The following is a 17,448-nucleotide window of genomic DNA, read 5'->3' on the forward strand; positions in this document are numbered from 1 at the left end:
TTTTATAAAGGAAAATATTCTGAAACTTTATTGTCTTTTAAATTTACAACGTGATAATGAATGGTGTCTTTTTTATCAAATTCGCCATTTTTATTCGCGTCTTCAATAGTTCTAAAGTAAATTTTATTTGCAGATTCTATATGTTTCCAATCAATTAATTCTTGTAATTCTGTAGAAATTTTAGTGAAATTTTTACCTAATTCTGTACTAATATAAAGCGATTTAATATCATTAGAATCAATAAGACCATCTTGATTGGTATCGGCATCAGACAAAACATATACTAACGTTTTATTACTCTTTACATAAGAAACACGCTCAATTAGCATTACTTTATCTGTTAATATATGCAAAGAATCGGTACCAATTTCTTGAAATTTTAGATTTTGCAAATAACCTGTAATTTCATTTTCCATTGAATTAGAAACTTGAAAACCTGAAACACCTTCATACGCAGAAGCACTTTCATAATTTCCTTTTTTATTTATATCGCCAACGGTTAAATTTCCAATAGCATATAACAACACATTACTTCCTTCAAACTGAATGGGTAAATCAACTACTTCTAACTTGGTGGTGTCTTTTTGTAATGATTTGGATACTTTACCAGTATATTTTACTTTTGGTTTGGCTTTTTCTTCCTGACAAGAAAAAATCATCACACTTGAAGCTAAAAGGATATATATATAATTTTTCATAGTTTTTATATTGAGTATCAAATATACTTAAAAAATACAATTATTCTTTGTTTTTATTTTCTTGAATTAAACATTTACAAAATATACAAAAAACGTTACATCTATCAAATCTGTGTTCCCAAACTTAAATTCTCATACTTAATTTCAAATTAAACGTTCGTGTGGTTAAGTAATTTGGTACACCGTATTGTGTTTTGGTATAGACATCTCGCACCCAAGTATTGGTTATGGAGTTTTGATTATTAAACATATTATAAATTTCAAAACCTACACTAAATTCAGAAAAATTAGCTAACCATTTTCTGTGTCCACCTAATTTTGCATCTTTAAAAACATAAGAAAATCCGGTATCGGCTCTTCTGTAATCGTTTAATCGTGTTTGATATAAATAGGGATCTGCATAAGCAGGCGAACCACCTGGTAAACCTGTATTATATACTAAATTTAAGTACATTTTTAAACTTGGAATATTTGGCATATAATCTTGAAATAAAATAGCAAATTTTAATCGTTGGTCTGTTGGACGTGCGATAAAACCTTTACCACCCTGATTTTCTTCTGTTTTTAAATACCCAAACGTAAACCAAGATTCTACGCCAGGAACAAACTCACCATTAAGTCTTCCATCAATTCCATATACATATGCCGTTGCGTCGTTATTTGCTTCATATCTAATTCGTACATTATCAATTGTATACGCATTTACATCTGTCATCGTTTTGTAATAGGCTTCACTCACCAATTTAAAAGGTCTGTTCCACATTTGAAAACTATAATCGTGTCCAAAAACAAAATGTATTGATTTTTGATCTTTTACATTTGGCTTTAAAGAACCATCACTGGCTCGTAATTCTCTGTAAAAAGGAGGCTGATTATAAACACCGACCGAAAAGCGAAAAACCATTTCCTTGTCCCAATTTGGTTTTAAAATAAATTGCGCTCTTGGCGAAAATGTAAATTGATTATTTCCAGAAATTCCATTATTTGAAGCCATCCAACTTTGCCCACGAACTCCAGCATTTACATAATACGTATGCGAACCAATCATCCCTTCATAATTCCAATTTAAATATGAATTGAATCGATTTATTGTGGTATTATTTTTAGCTCGTACGTTTTGGTATGGTGCTAAAGGTCCAAAATATGGGTTATAAGGTTGGTCATTTATATATTCTAATTCTGGATTTGGTAATGAAAATCCTGCAGAATCTATAACTTCCCACTCTACTACCCTATCTCTAATATTTTCGAAATTATGTTTAAAACTCCACTCAATCGCGTTGTCATCATTTAATTTATGATTTCCCTTTATTTCATTGGTTACAATTAAAGCATCTAAATTATTTCTTGCGTGATTTAGTTGCGAACCAATTCCGCGGGAAAAAACAACATTTCCAAAAGTTTCAGAACCAATATTTGCGTCTACTTGACCCAATCGATACTGTGCTAAAATATCATAATATTCTTGTTCTACAGTATGATAAACTGATGAAATATGTTTGTATATATTATTTTTATTAGGTTCAAAAACAGATTTTAAAGCGCCAAAAAAGGTAGTATACGAATCTTTTTCTTGTCCTTCATACTGAATTAATAAAGCAATTGGCTCGCTAATTGTACCAAAATTCGTTTGACGAGAAGTCGGCTGATAATTATAATTATTTTGTGCGATATTTCCTAAAAAACTAAAATTCCATTTGGTGTTTAAATTGAAATTAAATAGCGATTGTACATCTAAAAATGAAGGTTTATAATTGGTTTGAGTTTCCTGACTTTTTACTAAAAGTGCATTATTTCTATAGCGAACTCCAGTTATATTACTCCACTTTTGATTTTTTGATACGCCTTCTGCAAAAATACTTCCACCTAAAAAACTGGCTTCAAAACCGGCGTGAAATGTTTTTGGATTTCGATACGCAATATCTAAAACAGAAGACAATTTATCGCCATATTTGGCTTGAAATCCACCTGCGTAAAAATCGATATTTTGTACCATATCGGTATTGGTAAAACTCAAACCTTCTTGTTGTCCAGAACGAACTAAAAACGGACGATAGACTTCAATTTCGTTTACATATACTAAATTTTCATCGTAATTTCCGCCACGAACGGCATACGAAGTACTTAATTCATTATTTGAATACACTCCTGGAAGGGTTTTTATTAAATTTTCAACACCCGCATTTCCTCCAGGAATTCGTCTTAATAAAACGGGCGAAAGCGCTGTCGCTCCATTGATTTTTCTGTTTTTACCGGAAATTACTACGGTTTCAATAGTTTCTGTAAAAGTTCCTAAAATAGGATTCCATTCAAAATCTTCATTCGGTTTTAAATTGACTTTATACGTTGATTTTTTAAATGACGAATTATAATACGAAATTGTAACTTCCACATTCGCAGAAATTTCTAATTCATAAAATCCGTTTTTGTTGGTGATGGTATTCGAAGTAGGTGAACTTACTGAAACATTTTCAATAGGTAACTGATTTTCGTTTAAAACCACACCTTTAATTCTGGCTTTTTGAGCAAACGAAAAGGTAGAAATAAATATAAAAAACAGAATAATTTGAAATAACTTACTATTTATAGGCATACTTAATATATAAAATTTGATGTAAATGTGGCTGTATTATCAAATTTATCTGTAACCACAATTTTAATGATATTGTTTCCCGTAATCACTTTACCATCTTCAAAATTATGAATTAATTTTTTAGTTTTATAATCGTATTCCATTAAAATCCATTGATCATTTAAATAAGCATTGTAACTATCTATGCCTGAAAGTAAATCGTTAATAGATACACTTAACGTTTTTAATTTAGAAATATTGCTGTTTTCAATAAAATTAGGATTATAAATTCGAGGTGCCACATTATCAATACCAACTTTATATTTTTCAAATGCTTTTACTTTAGCTGCTATTTTTGTTCCTTTTTTGAAAGAAGAATTGTACTCTAACTTATACCCCGAAACGGTACCAATAAATGCTTTTTTTCTTTCTTCTTCAGATAAATCTGACATATCTAAAGTTACAGTAAACGCATTTTGAATGGCTTCAAAATTATTTTCTATATCTAAAACGCCATCTTTCTCTAAAATATTTAAATTAGCATTTTCATACAAAGCATTCGGTGGAAAGTACACTGCCGTTTTATCAAATTCAAAATTATATTCCGATTTGTGTTTTATAAAATAGTTTTCTTTTGCTACTGGTTTTGATGTTTCAGAAAATTGAATTGCTTTTTCATAAGAAATTGGAACATTTACCACAGTAGTATTTCCGTGAAAATCAGAAACTACAATTTTATAAGTATAATTTACATAGGGTTTAATATCAATAAAACCATTTTTAGTATTCCCGTTAACAATAGATAAAGGATAATTTTCTTTAATAAATAATTTTTGAAAGCGTTGCTTTAGTTTTTTAAACGTTTTAAAATCGATAAAATAATTTATATGTTTCGATTCGTCAAAAGCAAACGTTTCAAATTCGTATTTAAAATTTGGCGAACCATTTAAATAACTTTCTACTTTATATACACCGTTTTTATTGTAATTATTGGTTGATATATCATACGAATTCAGTGCAAAACCAATTTTTCCACTGGCTACGACTTTTGTAGCCAAAAAAGTACCGTCCACTTGTTTTTGTAACGACAAACTAACTGGATTTCTACTTTTATTTACTGATATTGAATCGTTTGCAGGATACACCATTAAACTGGAAATTACTGGATTTGTTTGATCTTTAATCAATTTATTCATTCCAAAAGCCATTGGATTGATAATCTTTTCAGTAGCCGTATTTCTAAATTCAAAATGTAAATGGGGTCCGCCACTGCCGCCAGAATTACCTGTCAAAGCAATAATTTCTGATTGTGATACTTTTATGTTGCTGGGATATAATTCTACTTCAAAACTTTTCTGACGGTATTGTTGTTCTTTTACGTACGCTTCAATTTTATCGTTAAACTTCTGCAAATGTGCATAAACAGTTGTATATCCATTAGGATGGGCAATATATAAAGCTTTTCCATAACCAAATGGCGATACTTTAATTCGTACAACCATTCCGTCAGCTGCAGCATAAACAGGTAATCCTTCAATATTATTGGTGCGAATATCTAACCCTGAATGAAAATGATTGGAGCGTAATTCACCAAAAGTACCTGATAAATTTATAGAAATATCTAAAGGAGAACGAAAGTAATCCGTTGGATATTGCGCAAAAACTAAGTGGCTTATAAAAAATAATAAAAAGAATAACTTCCGCATACTGATTCTGATTTGTGCTAAAATAGTAAATTCAGAGGCAACAGCAAAAACTAAATTCAATTTCGTTCTAATTTTTTACTTTTTTGAAACACCGATTTTAGAAATTTTTAAAATTAGTATAATCTGTGTTGTAAATAACAGATGAAAAATTGGTTGATTTTTTTTAAACATTCAAATTAAAACGCTATATATCAATTCATTAGAAATCATTAACAAGTTATTATCAAATCGTTATCATATACATTTTTTCTTTTGGCATAACAATTGAAAATAACTAAATAACAATAACAATTAGAAAATGTAGAACCTTTAAAACTTAGAAATCATGAGAAAAATTACATTTTTAGTCGGCAGTTTTTTAATCCTGTTAAACGCAGCTCATGCTCAACAAGATAGCACCGAAAGACGTGGAAGCAGAAATGAACATCAAAATGGGTATCCTAATTATTACGCAATTGATTACAGGGATGCCGAGCCAATTGAGTTTTTTGAAAGAGGCATTTTGTTTTATGTTTTTCCAAGTGGCGATTTCGATTTCAATATTGGAAACAACAATTATTTAGCAAGACGTGGAGGCATTCCAGCTACAACAAATATTGACGAAAGAAGTAGTAGAGGAATTAAAATTGAGTACGACTATTATGGTAGAATCAGAAGAATTGGAACGGTATTCGTGAATTATGACTATTATGGAAGAATTAAACGAATTGGAAGTGTATTTATGACTTATAACAGTTTTGCTTTAACCAGAATTGGAGGTATGCGTCTATTTTATAATTACCACGGACAAATTGTTGGAGTTGTGGGTTTTGTTAACAGAATGAGTTATGGTTATACCTACAATCCTTGCCCAGCAGGATATAATGGTGGAAACTATCATAATGATGATGTTGGAAACGATGACGATTATTACTACTACAAAAAAGATGGTAGCAAAGAAAAAATGAAAAAAGAAGACATTGACGAAATTAAAAAAGATACCGAAGAACGAAAAAGAAATTAAATGTTAGTTTGTTAAAAGTCCCGTTCCGTATTTACGAAGCGGGATTTTTTATTTTTTATTAAAAACCTTATTGAATACATTTTTAATCACAAAATTAATATCACTTGAAACCTTGAAATAGTAATGTAAAGCCAAATATAAAACTGAAAGGAGTACCGATTTTAAACCAATATTAATAATTGGGTGAAAAGGAAATTCCCAATAGTAAAAACCGAAAAACAACGCTAATGTAATTGCGATTGAAATAAAAGTTTTTTTAGTAAACGGAAATAAATTCATTTTAAAAACCACGAATAATAGCTTGGCTAAACTGTACATTCCAATTGCGATTAAAGTCGCTAAAGCAGCGCCGTTTATTCCGTATTTTGGTATGAAAATTAAATTTAATCCTACGATTACAAAAACCAATAAAACACCCAAAAGTAAAACCGTTTTATAATATTTTGAATTAAAAATAATAGCATTATTATTACCTAAAATCACATCAAAATATTTTGATAAACCAATTGTAAAAACAACAAACAATCCTTGATCATAACCTTCATTAGGCAAAATTTTATAAACTTGATTGATGTTTACTAGAATACCAATATAAATTAAACCACCAATTACTTGAAGTGTTACAGACGATTTTTTATACAATTCATTTAATTCCTGCCATTTATTTTCGCTAATTAATTTGGCCGTAATTGGATAGGTAATTTGATGCATCGCCCTTTGAGGAACCGAAATTACCATTGCCAAATAAACCGCCATTGAATAAAATGCAATATTATCAATTTTTAAAAACTGATTTATCATATATTTATCAATATCTAATAACATATTGGCCACACTAGCGGAAAAAAGAATTAAAATAGTGAATACAAAAATGGACTTTATATTTTTTGGAAATTTTTTATTAAGTTGAATGCGTTTAACCTTATTTGCATAATAAATTATTACTAATAAACTAATTCCATAAACCAAAACCAAAGAATGAACAAATTGTGGTAAAGTTATCCATTTAAAGTATACCAAAAACAGCGAAATAGTTACTAAAATTCTGACAAAAACTTCTTTTACAAATGAACCAAAAACTGATTTCATGTGCGCACGTAACCAAGCATAAAAAATTTCAAAATAACCAATAAACAAAGCGATTATTGGAATTTCCCACACAAAATCATAAACAATACTATTCTTTGCAGATTCGTATAATGCAATGTTTTCATAATAAAAATAAAACAAAGCAAAAAACGGAATAATTATGAGCAATGGCAACAAAAGCATGTAACTAATATACCTACTTAACTCTGCTTCCGATTTATTATTTTCATCAAAAAATTTAATTAATGTATTCTGAATACCGAATGACATTATTGGATACAAAATACTTGCTGCAGATAAGATGTAATTGGTCAACCCTAAATATTCTTTACCTAAAAAAACAGGATACATGTACAAAAAATTAACCGCACCAATTACAAAACCAATGAAAGTAATGATGGTGTTTTTAATAGATTGTTTGATTACGATACCCATTTTTAGATTTTTGGATTTTTGGATTGTTAGATTTGTGTTGTTAATATTGTTTTTTGCTGTTAAATTTTGACATTGTTATTGAATTTATTAAAGTTTTATTAATTTTTCATCAATTAAAGCTAATAGCAATTCTTTATTACCTATTTCATCTAAATTAAAATAAAAAACTCTATTTTTTTGATTATCATAAAAATGAATAAATTCAAATGAACTTCTGGCTAAAATCTTTTCTTTCCTGTAAAAACACAAATCTTCAAAATAATATTTTTTTGATTTACTAATAATTGAAATTTTTTCATCATCAATTATTAGCAGTGCTTTCTTACTTATAGATTTTAAATAAAAATAAATACTAATTGATAAAAAAACTAATGAAATAAAAATAATAATTTGATAACCTTTCTTTCTGTAAATTATTTCGTTCCAAAGTGAAAAAATAAAAACGATAGAAATTACAAATCCTATGACGGAATATATAAGATAATAAATTTTAGAAACAAAGAACATCATTTTACACTATTTATTATTGAATTTTGATATTGTAATTGCTAATTGTTCAGTCAAACTTTTTCTGCTATATTTTTGTAAACCGACTGCATTTACTTTTAAGCTGTTATCCAAATATTGATTAAAATAGCTTAAAATTTGACTTTTTAGCTCGTTTTTCTCGTTATATAGATAAAAAACACCTGTATTTGTCTGTTTTATGATATTTTCAAAATCGGAGTTTTTCGGTCCGATGGCTAAAATAGGTCTTTCTGAAACCAAATATTCAAAAAGTTTTCCTGGAATGATACATTTGGTAGCTTCAGAATCAATTTCAATTAACAATAAAACTTGCGAACTTCTTTGATGTACTAATGCTTCTTCGTGCGAAACATAACCTAAATTTTGCACAAAATTATCTAATTTATAATCTGAAATTGATTGTATAACTTCTTTACTAACCGCTCCAATTAATTTTAATTTAAAATGAGTTGCAAATGCTTCATTTTCTTGAATTAATTCTGATAAAGATTCCCATAAAATTTGCGGATTTCTTTCCGATAAAAACGAACCAATATGCGCTAAAGTAAAGTTTTTATCTAATGGCTTTTTTTCAATTTGCTCCACATCATAACCATTTGTAATGACTACAATAGGTTGATTTGTAATTCGTTCAAATTCGGTTTTTGTAGTGGGTGAAGTTACTAAAATCGTATCGCAAGTTGTCATTACTTCTTTTTCTAATGCTTTGTGCTTGGCACTCGCCCACTTTGACAATTTAAGCTCTTTATGATAGCCAATGGTCGTCCACGGATCTCGAAAATCAGCAATCCAATTTACATTAAGTTGCTTTTTCAAATCCAAGCCTATTAAATGTAAACTATGTGGCGGACCTGAAGTAATTATGGTCTCAATATTGTTTTCTTGAATGTATTTTTTAAGATATTTTACCGAAGGTTTTACCCAAAAAACGCGAGCATCTGGTATGAAAACATTTCCACGAATCCAAAGCATTATTTTTTCAATAATCGATTGCTTTTTCTTTTGAGTAATGATACCTGCTCCTAATTTCTTTGTTTTGTTTTTGGATAAAAATGAAGCCAAAGCATAAGGTTCGAATATTTTTTTTTTTAGAATTATCGTATTCTCAGAAACATCAGAAAGTAATTTTTCATCAAGTAACGGATAACTTGGATTTTCTGGAATATATACAATGGGTTCTATACCAAAATCGGGCAAATATTTTACGAATTTCAACCAACGCTGTACGCCAGGCCCACCAGCTGGCGGCCAATAATACGTGATGATTAAAACTTTATTTGTATTCAAAATGTTTTGTTTATAATGTAAACCTGACAGGTTTTTGAAACCTGTCAGGTTTAATATGAATTTATTTTATTTCAGCTAATTGTTTATTTTGTTTTCTCCAATAAAAAATCCCTAATCCTATAGCGATAAGCATTAAAAGAGTGGATATCAAAGCAATTATGCTTCCTGTTTTTACAACTTCTGGTTCAAATTTAAACTCGATTTTATGTTTTCCTGCTGGAATTTTTAAACCACGTAATACGTAATTTACATTTAATATTTCAGTATCTTTTCCATCAATTGTAGCTTTCCAACCTTTTTCGTAATACATTTCAGAAAACACCCCAAAACCATTTTTAGAGTTATTAGAAACATATTTTAAATGATTTGGTTTGTATGACATCAGCTCAATAATTGAAGTGGAATCTTTTGAAATTTTACCCATTGATTTAATCGACATTGCATCATTTGATGCAAAACTAATAACAGCTTCATCATTCGTTTTCAACTTATCTAAAGCTTTCATTTCTTCATCAGCAGAATTTACCACTTTCACTTTTGAAACAAACCAAGCACTTCCATTCGCATTTGGATTTTCTAACGATTGTGGATTGCCTTCTTCATTAGTTTTTAAAATATATTTCGCATTTAACATATTCAAGACTTCAAAATTGTTTTTTGCAATTTGATAATCGAATACTTCTTGCATTTTCTTAGGTTTCGCTGCGTGATATCCTCCGATAGATTGGTGATAAAAAGACGTTCTTGCACTATTCATATTCCCATCTACATCAAAAACTCTAAAATGAGTGGTGTCTTCTAATATAATTGCATCAGCTTCAGTAGGTTCGCCAAATGGTCGTTCTATTTGGCTTTTCGAAACAAAATCGTCTGCTTTTACATAGTTTTTTGCGACAACAAATAAATCTAACACCATTACTAATCCAATTAGTATAACTGTAGTTAAGTGTGAAAACGTTTTTTTCGTATAGAAAAATAATATTCCAAATGCTACTGCTAAAAATCCTAATGAACGATAAATGGTAGACATATACATATTCGCTCTGTCTTCTTTTAAGACTTTCATAAATTCAGGACCGTATTGTTGGGCATACATTTTATCGTTTTCACAAGTAAAATCAAACATACCGCTTCCAAAGAACAATAGTATTAAAATTCCACCTACAATCCCTAATGAATATAATAAAGGTTTTTTTCTCTCAGCTTCATCAGCATTTAAAAATGCCGACAACCCTAAAATGGCTAACACAGGCATACATAATTCTAAAATAACTTGAATGGAAGAAACTGCTCTAAATTTATTATACATAGGCATATAATTAATAAAGAAGTCTGTTAGTACAGAAAGATTTTTACCGTATGAAAGCAATAAAGATAGCACGATTGCTCCGGCAAAAGCATATTTAATTTTTCTTTTTTCTAAAAATAGTGCCAAAATTGCTAAGAATAATACCACAATTCCTATATATGCTGGTGCAGCAACAATGGGTTGATTACCCCAGTACGTTGGCATATGTTTTACCAAATCTCTTGCCTCAGTTTCAGGCACATTTTGCCCCACAATAAACTGATACATTGATGATTTATCTCCTAAATCTTCAGCATTGGATCCTCCAAATAACTTAGGTGCAATTAAGTTTAAACTTTCAGCAACACCATAACTATATTGTGTAATATAGTCGTAACTCATTGCATTCGTATCGGTTTTCTTTTTGCCGTTTTCATCTAAAGTTAAATTACTATTACTTCTCGTAGAATACTTAGCGTATTCGGCAGTGGCTAACAAGTTGGTAGCATTCGCACCAATAGCTAAAACGGCACCTAAACCTAAAATTGCAAATGATTTATATAAATGTTTTAAATCCTTTTCTTTAACAATTTCGTAGATATAAAACCCAATTACGAAAGCAAATAAGAACAAGAAATAATACGTCATTTGGAAGTGATTCGCCTGAATTTCTAATCCAGCAGCAAGCATCGTTACAATACCTCCAATCAAATATCGTTTACTAAAAACAAAGATAATTCCTGCTAAAACCATTGGAATATATGCAATCGCGTGCGCTTTTGCATTATGCCCTACTCCTAAAATAATAATCAAATAGGTAGAAAAACCAAACGCTAAAGCACCAAAAAAAGCTTGCAAGGGTTTCACTCTTAAACTCATTAATAAGATATAAAAACCTAAGAAATATAAAAATAAATAATCGGCAGGACGTGGTAAAAATCGTAATGCACTATCTAAACTTTTAATATAATTATGAGGATACTTCGCACCTAATTGATACGTTGGCATACCACCAAATGCGCTATTTGTCCAATACGGCTCTTGATGAAATTCATTTCTAAAGTCGTTTTGTTCTTTTGCCATTCCGGTATATTGTGCAATATCCGATTGCATTATTTGTTTCCCAGACAATACAGGATAAAAATAAATAATAGCAATTACTATAAAACCAAAAATGGCATATAAATGTGGTGCAAATTTTTCTAATTTCTTCATTTTATTTCTTAAATTAATATCCTACAAAAATAAAAAAATCCCCAAATGGGGGAAATTATTATTCAACTTCTTCATAATCGATGTAATCACCAACTACTTTTTTATCTTTTTTTGGAACTTCCTTATTGTTATCTGCTGTTGACTCATAGTTTTGTTGCTGTTGCTCAAACTGTCTTTTAATATGTTCTTCTGCTTTTTTAGCCACTTTTTGCATCAAATATGGCGCTAATAGCCTCATTGCGAACTTAAATAAATAATAAAACAAAATGATGTAGAAAATGGTTCTAATAAATCCCGGCACACTTGCTGTATCCATAATTGTATTTTTTTTGTCAAAAATAAGGAATATATCAAATCTAATACTTAAAATTATGATAAAATATTTACATTTGGGTTTTAAATGAATCATTATGACGTTTTCCTCAAAAGTTGTTTTAATTACAACATTACTAATTTCATCTATTTGCGCGGCTCAATATACCGATGAAGTCAACTCAAACCGTCCTGGAAAATCTATGATGGCCTTTGCGGTTGGTAAAAGTGTCATTCAAACAGAAACTGGTGTAAATTATATTAGTGAAAACCACGATAAACTGAACTATAACGCTAAAGGATATTTTGCCGATTTAGCTTTACGTTGGGGATTATTTAAAGAAGAATTGGAGCTTATTGCCGAAATTCAATACCAAAAAGATTCGTATCAAAAATTTGATGTTGCTTCAAACAGAAGTGCCTTACGTCAAACCACTTTTGGTGCAAAATATTTAATTTATGATCCGTTTAAAAAAGGACCCGAAAAACCAAGTATCTACAGTTGGAAAGCCAATCATCGTTTCAAATGGAAACAATTTATTTCTGCATTTTCTGCTTATGCAGGAGCCAATTTAAATTTTTCTGAAAATAATTTGTTTGCAAATACGTCCGTGGTAGAAGCAAAATTTAGTCCGAAAGTTATGGCTATTGCACAAAATCATTTTGGAGACAGAACGGTTTTAGTAACCAACTTAATTTACAACAAAATAGGAACTGATTTTGCCAGTATCGATTATATTTTAACCGTAACACACGGAATCAACCAAAATTTATCGGTATTTCTTGAAAATCAAGGTTACAATGGCAAATATTACAGTGATGGTATTTTCAGATTAGGTGCAGCATATTTACATAAAAAAGATATGCAATTTGATGCTTCTATTGGTACCAGTATTAAAAATACTCCAGGTATATTTTATGGTGGTGTGGGCTTCACTTGGCGTTTTACTAAAAATTACAAAGAAGTTAAAATGGCCAAACCAGGAACAAGAAGTAAAATGGACAAGAAAATGGATAAAAAAGCAGCGAAAAACAAAAGAAAAGACGGCGTGGAATAATGATAGAAATTAAAGAAATTTTCTCGAAACAAGAACTGAAAGCATTTGTAACCTTTCCTTTCGAGTTGTATAAAAATAATAAAAATTGGGTGCCGCCACTTATTCAAGAAGAATTAGAGACGTTTGACAAAACCAAAAATCCTGTTTTTAAAACCGCTGATACTCATTTTTATTTGGCTTATAAGAACAATAAAATTGTAGGTCGTGTGGTGGCAATTATCAACTGGGATGAAGTGAATATTTTAGGCAAAAAGAAAGTGCGTTTTGGTTGGTTTGATGTCGTAGATGATATCGACGTTACGAAAGCACTTTTAGATAAAGTAATTGCTTTTGGAAAGGAACATAATTTAGAAAATATCGAAGGTCCTATGGGGTTTTCAAATTTGGATAAAGTGGGATGCTTAATTGATGGTTTCGAAGAAAGAGGTTTAATGATTACTTGGTATAATTTTTCTTATTACGCGACACATTTTGAACAATTGGGTTTTGCTAAAGAAAAAGTATATTTAGAAAGTAAGTTTCCTTTTTCAAATATTGATGCTACAAATTTTCAGCGCGTGGCAGATATGATTGAAAAAAGATACGATTTAACCCATTTGAATTTTACAAAAACCAAAGACATTATGCCGTATGTAGACAAAATGTTTACGTTATTTAACGGAAGTTATGCGTCTTTACAATCATTTGTGCCTATTAACGATATTCAAATTGAGTATTTTAAAAAGAAATACATTTCGTTTATCAATCCGGAATTTATAAAATTCGTGATGGATAAAGAAGGCAAAATGGTAGCTTTTAGTATTGTAATGCCAGATTTTGCTGAAGCGTTACAAAAAGCAAAAGGAAAACTATTTCCAACAGGATTTTTACATTTATTAAAAGCGAAAAACAAATGTAAAACTGCGGTATTTTATTTAATTGGCGTTTTACCCGAATACCAAAGTAAAGGCGTAACTGCTATTTTATTTAATGAAAATCACATCAGTTTTAAGAAAATAGGAGTAGTAAATTGCATTCGAACTCCGGAATTAGAGGATAATCACGCCGTTCATAATTTATGGAAAAATTTTGATCCAGAATATCATAAAAAACGTTGTACGTTTATAAAAGAATTGTAATAAAATTGCTATGGTAACAAAAGAAGATCTTAAAAAAAGATATAGTAATTTATCTAATGAAGAATTATTAGAAATTATAGAAAACAAGTTTAGTTATACTGAAATAGCAGTTATTGTTGCAATTGAAGAAATTTCTGAAAGAAAAATTACAGAAGAAGACATCATACAATTTAAAGAAAAAAAAATCATTCAATTTAATGAATTAATTAAAAAAAATATTTTTGACGATTTATCACTTTTTCAAAAAAACATTTTTTTCTTTATTTGGATTCCCTATATAACTTTTTTTATTAAAAGAAGATTTTTAGATGATGAAGCTGAACTTAAATTAATACAAGCAAATTATTATTCTTGGTTTGGTTTCATAACCTTCGCAATCACCACATTTATCGGTAATTTTCTTCATCTTTCAGACAACTCTATAATACTTTGGCTAATATGTTTTCCAATAGCCTATTATTATGATGAATATTTTAATAGACAGAATCAAATAAGAAAATTACAAAGAATGTTTCCAACTTCAAATGAAGAAAATGTTAATGATGATTTAGATATTCATAAAAAATAGAAATTAATAAAAAAGAAAATAGATTTAACAAAAATACATACAAAATGGACTTAATGGGAATGATGGGTAAATTAAAAGAAACCCAACAAAAAATGGAAGAAACTAAAAACAGATTAAACAGCGTTTTAGTGGACGAACAAAGTAACGACGGTTTATTACAAGTAACTTTAACAGCCAACAGAGAAATTAAAAACTTCAAAATTTCCGATGAATTACTTCAAGATAAAGAAATGTTAAAAGATTATTTGGTAACTGTTTTAAACAAAGCAATTGCAAAAGCAACAAATGTAAACGAAGCAGAAATGGCAGCAGTAGCCCAGTCAGGGATGCCAAGTATTCCTGGAATGGATATGTTTAAATAAATTTTTTTTCTTAAAAATTGAACTATCTCATTACTATAATCGGACCCACTGCTATTGGAAAAACATCCTTAAGTATTGCTTTGGCACAACATTTTGGTTGCGAAATCATTTCGTGCGATAGTAGGCAATTTTTTAAAGAAATGAAAATTGGTACAGCAGTGCCGTCGGATGATGAATTAGCCGCTGCACCTCATCATTTTATTCAAAATAAATCGATTTTTGAGAAGTATTCTGTGGGTGATTTTGAAAAAGAAGCGCTTGAAAAATTAGATGAACTTTTCGAAAAAAACAACATACAAATTATGGTGGGCGGTTCTGGTTTGTATGTAGATGCCGTTTTAAAAGGTTTCGATGAATTTCCAGATATTGAAGAAAGTGTTCGCACAGAAATTAACATCAAATTTGATACTTTAGGCATCACATTTCTTCAAGAACAATTACAAAATTTAGACCCCGATTATTATAAAAAACTGGAAATAGAAAATCCGCAAACCTTACAAAATCCGCAACGTATGAAACGTTTTGTAGAGGTTTGTATTGGAAGTGGTCTACCCTATTCAGATTTTATTGGAAAAAGAAACATCAAACGCAATTTCACACCTATTATTATTGGTTTAAAATCAGATAGAGAAATTATGTACGAAAGAATTAACCAACGTGTAGACCTAATGTTTGAAGCAGGTTTGGTTGAAGAAGTAAAACAATTACTTCCTCATAAAGAAAGAAATGCCTTACAAACCGTTGGATACAGAGAATTATTTGATTATTTTGAAGGCAAAAGCACACTTGAATTTGCTACAGCACAAATCAAACAAAACACACGCCGATTTGCAAAACGACAAATGACTTGGTTTAAGCTTACAGAAAATGCCATTTGGTTTGATTATGAAACTAAAATAGAACCCATTATTAATGATATTGATAAATTAACAGTAATTTAAGGGTTGAAAATCTAATTTTAATTATTTTTGAAAGAAAAAAATGAAAAAAATAATAATCTTATTGGTTTTTATTTTGTCCTCTTGTGGTATCCCTTATGATGGAGAGACTATAATAAATCTTTCTTTTAAATTTGAAGATAAAAACGCGATACCCACTCCAAATATAGAAACCAGTATTAGCTCTGATTTCAACTCTTATGTTGTGTATAATGTTGATGATGATGTGTATAATAAAAAATCAGATGAAAATGGAAGACTGCAATTAAAAATGTTTAAACCCGTTTCAACTTTTGCAATACACATAAATAGTTCTTCATATCTATCATATGACATTATTAATATAACCGCTGATACAATTCAAAATTATAATTTTGATTTTGGTACAATCACAATGTTTAAATTAGAAGATTTAGCTGATTTTAACATTACTCCAAATCAAATAAATTCTAATAAAATAATTGATAAAATTGAAGTTGTCGCAGTAAAATACAACAATATAATTGACTTTTCAACACCTGAAGTATATTATCCAACTTTTAACTATTCTTTAAAGAAAAATCAAAATTTCACATTAAAGTATACAATTAAAGACTTAAATAATAATTCAAAACAAAATTTTATTGAAAATTTGAGTATCGCTAATAATACATTATATCATATTATAACTTACTAATGAAAAAAATAATTGTACTTGTATTATTTTCAGTTTCATCCTTTTCACAAACTAAAAAAGAAACTAAAATTATTAATTTAGAACCTAGTTTAAGACTTGGTGTCAACTCACCCATTTATTTTGGAACTAATTTTTTTGCCAAAGATTTTAGCGGTGGCATAGGTTTTAGTTCTAATTTCACATTTATTAAAGTATATCAAACCAATTTATCATTTGGATATGAATACAATCAATTCAAACTAAAAAATAAAGATGTAATTGGTAATTTTGAATACATGAAGAAACATTGTTATTTTATAGAAGCTTCGCATAATATAACATTAAATACTAAATTTTCAATAGTTCCATTTATACAATTTGCAGCAGCAAATATTAAATTTAAAAATGAAGAACGAAAAACTATTGCAAAACAAAACGGTAATGAAATAAAAATTGGATCCTATTTAGATTATAATTTTAATTCGACTTATACTGCTTATTTTGGTATAAACTACATAAAATATTTTAATAGTTTAAATGCGAATGATGCTGACCAGAAATTTTTTGGAAATTCAAATGCTATTCAACTAACTCTTGGATTTGAATTTAATTAATT

Annotated in this window: 16 protein-coding genes; 8 read left to right on the plus strand and 8 right to left on the minus strand. The window is 29.2% G+C overall.

The genetic code is table 11. The features are described from left to right. Window positions 1-2: 2 nt before the first annotated feature. The 3 genes from ABWP78_RS02815 to ABWP78_RS02825 all read right to left on the minus strand — a co-directional run bounded on the left by ABWP78_RS02815 (window position 3) and on the right by ABWP78_RS02825 (window position 5,036). Complete coding sequence (locus ABWP78_RS02815; protein WP_353168808.1) at window positions 3-698, minus strand: hypothetical protein; 696 nt, start codon at window positions 696-698, stop codon at window positions 3-5. A 124-nt stretch (window positions 699-822) separates the two neighbouring features. Then, on the minus strand, window positions 823-3,291 hold the full coding sequence (locus ABWP78_RS02820) for a TonB-dependent receptor (RefSeq protein WP_353168810.1): 2,469 nt from the start codon (window positions 3,289-3,291) through the stop codon (window positions 823-825). 2 nt (window positions 3,292-3,293) lie between these two features. After that, window positions 3,294-5,036, minus strand: a complete 1,743-nt coding sequence (locus tag ABWP78_RS02825) for a M23 family metallopeptidase (RefSeq protein WP_353168812.1) — start codon at window positions 5,034-5,036, stop codon at window positions 3,294-3,296. 265 nt (window positions 5,037-5,301) lie between these two features. On the opposite strand from ABWP78_RS02825, the gene ABWP78_RS02830 reads away from it, so the two are divergent. Then, window positions 5,302-5,979: a hypothetical protein gene (locus ABWP78_RS02830; protein ID WP_353168814.1), complete on the plus strand. Its 678-nt coding sequence runs from the start codon at window positions 5,302-5,304 to the stop codon at window positions 5,977-5,979. Window positions 5,980-6,027: 48 nt separating this feature from the next. Here ABWP78_RS02830 and ABWP78_RS02835 read toward each other — a convergent pair whose 3' ends face one another. The 5 genes from ABWP78_RS02835 to ABWP78_RS02855 form a co-directional block, all read right to left on the minus strand. Beyond that, entirely contained in the window at window positions 6,028-7,503 is a 1,476-nt protein-coding gene (locus tag ABWP78_RS02835; protein WP_353168815.1) for an oligosaccharide flippase family protein, read from the minus strand. 87 nt (window positions 7,504-7,590) lie between these two features. Beyond that, entirely contained in the window at window positions 7,591-8,013 is a 423-nt protein-coding gene (locus ABWP78_RS02840; protein WP_353168818.1) for a hypothetical protein, read from the minus strand. A gap of 6 nt (window positions 8,014-8,019) precedes the next feature. Continuing rightward, on the minus strand, window positions 8,020-9,318 hold the full coding sequence (locus ABWP78_RS02845) for a glycosyltransferase family 4 protein (RefSeq protein WP_353168820.1): 1,299 nt from the start codon (window positions 9,316-9,318) through the stop codon (window positions 8,020-8,022). Between the two features lie 61 nt (window positions 9,319-9,379). Continuing rightward, the gene (locus ABWP78_RS02850; RefSeq protein WP_353168821.1) at window positions 9,380-11,821 is read right to left on the minus strand and encodes a YfhO family protein; all 2,442 of its coding nucleotides are present in this window, start codon (window positions 11,819-11,821) and stop codon (window positions 9,380-9,382) included. A gap of 58 nt (window positions 11,822-11,879) precedes the next feature. Next, window positions 11,880-12,137, minus strand: coding sequence for a DUF4834 domain-containing protein (locus ABWP78_RS02855; protein WP_353168823.1), 258 nt, complete (start codon window positions 12,135-12,137; stop codon window positions 11,880-11,882). A gap of 94 nt (window positions 12,138-12,231) precedes the next feature. Here ABWP78_RS02855 and ABWP78_RS02860 point away from each other — a divergent pair, with 94 nt between their 5' ends. Genes ABWP78_RS02860 through ABWP78_RS02890 form a run of 7 tightly spaced genes read left to right on the plus strand, consistent with a single transcriptional unit; the run spans window position 12,232 to window position 17,446 of the window. Continuing rightward, a complete protein-coding gene (locus ABWP78_RS02860; protein ID WP_353168825.1) occupies window positions 12,232-13,191 on the plus strand; it encodes a transporter in 960 nt (319 codons plus the stop codon). Next, window positions 13,191-14,309: a GTP cyclohydrolase gene (locus ABWP78_RS02865; RefSeq protein WP_353168827.1), complete on the plus strand. Its 1,119-nt coding sequence runs from the start codon at window positions 13,191-13,193 to the stop codon at window positions 14,307-14,309. The genes ABWP78_RS02860 and ABWP78_RS02865 overlap by 1 nt, the downstream gene beginning before the upstream one ends. A 10-nt stretch (window positions 14,310-14,319) precedes the next feature. Further along, window positions 14,320-14,877, plus strand: coding sequence for a hypothetical protein (locus ABWP78_RS02870; protein WP_353168830.1), 558 nt, complete (start codon window positions 14,320-14,322; stop codon window positions 14,875-14,877). A gap of 44 nt (window positions 14,878-14,921) precedes the next feature. Beyond that, window positions 14,922-15,239 (plus strand): YbaB/EbfC family nucleoid-associated protein, encoded by a 318-nt coding sequence (locus ABWP78_RS02875; protein ID WP_353168833.1) that lies wholly within the window; start codon window positions 14,922-14,924, stop codon window positions 15,237-15,239. A gap of 17 nt (window positions 15,240-15,256) precedes the next feature. Further along, complete coding sequence (miaA, locus tag ABWP78_RS02880; RefSeq protein WP_353168835.1) at window positions 15,257-16,180, plus strand: tRNA (adenosine(37)-N6)-dimethylallyltransferase MiaA; 924 nt, start codon at window positions 15,257-15,259, stop codon at window positions 16,178-16,180. A 40-nt stretch (window positions 16,181-16,220) separates the two neighbouring features. Further along, window positions 16,221-16,853, plus strand: coding sequence for a hypothetical protein (locus ABWP78_RS02885; RefSeq protein ID WP_353168838.1), 633 nt, complete (start codon window positions 16,221-16,223; stop codon window positions 16,851-16,853). Next, the gene (locus ABWP78_RS02890) at window positions 16,853-17,446 is read left to right on the plus strand and encodes a hypothetical protein (RefSeq protein WP_353168840.1); all 594 of its coding nucleotides are present in this window, start codon (window positions 16,853-16,855) and stop codon (window positions 17,444-17,446) included. The genes ABWP78_RS02885 and ABWP78_RS02890 overlap by 1 nt, the downstream gene beginning before the upstream one ends. Window positions 17,447-17,448: the final 2 nt, after the last annotated feature.

The organism is Flavobacterium sp., from assembly GCF_040402955.1.
Lineage (GTDB): Bacteria > Bacteroidota > Bacteroidia > Flavobacteriales > Flavobacteriaceae > Flavobacterium.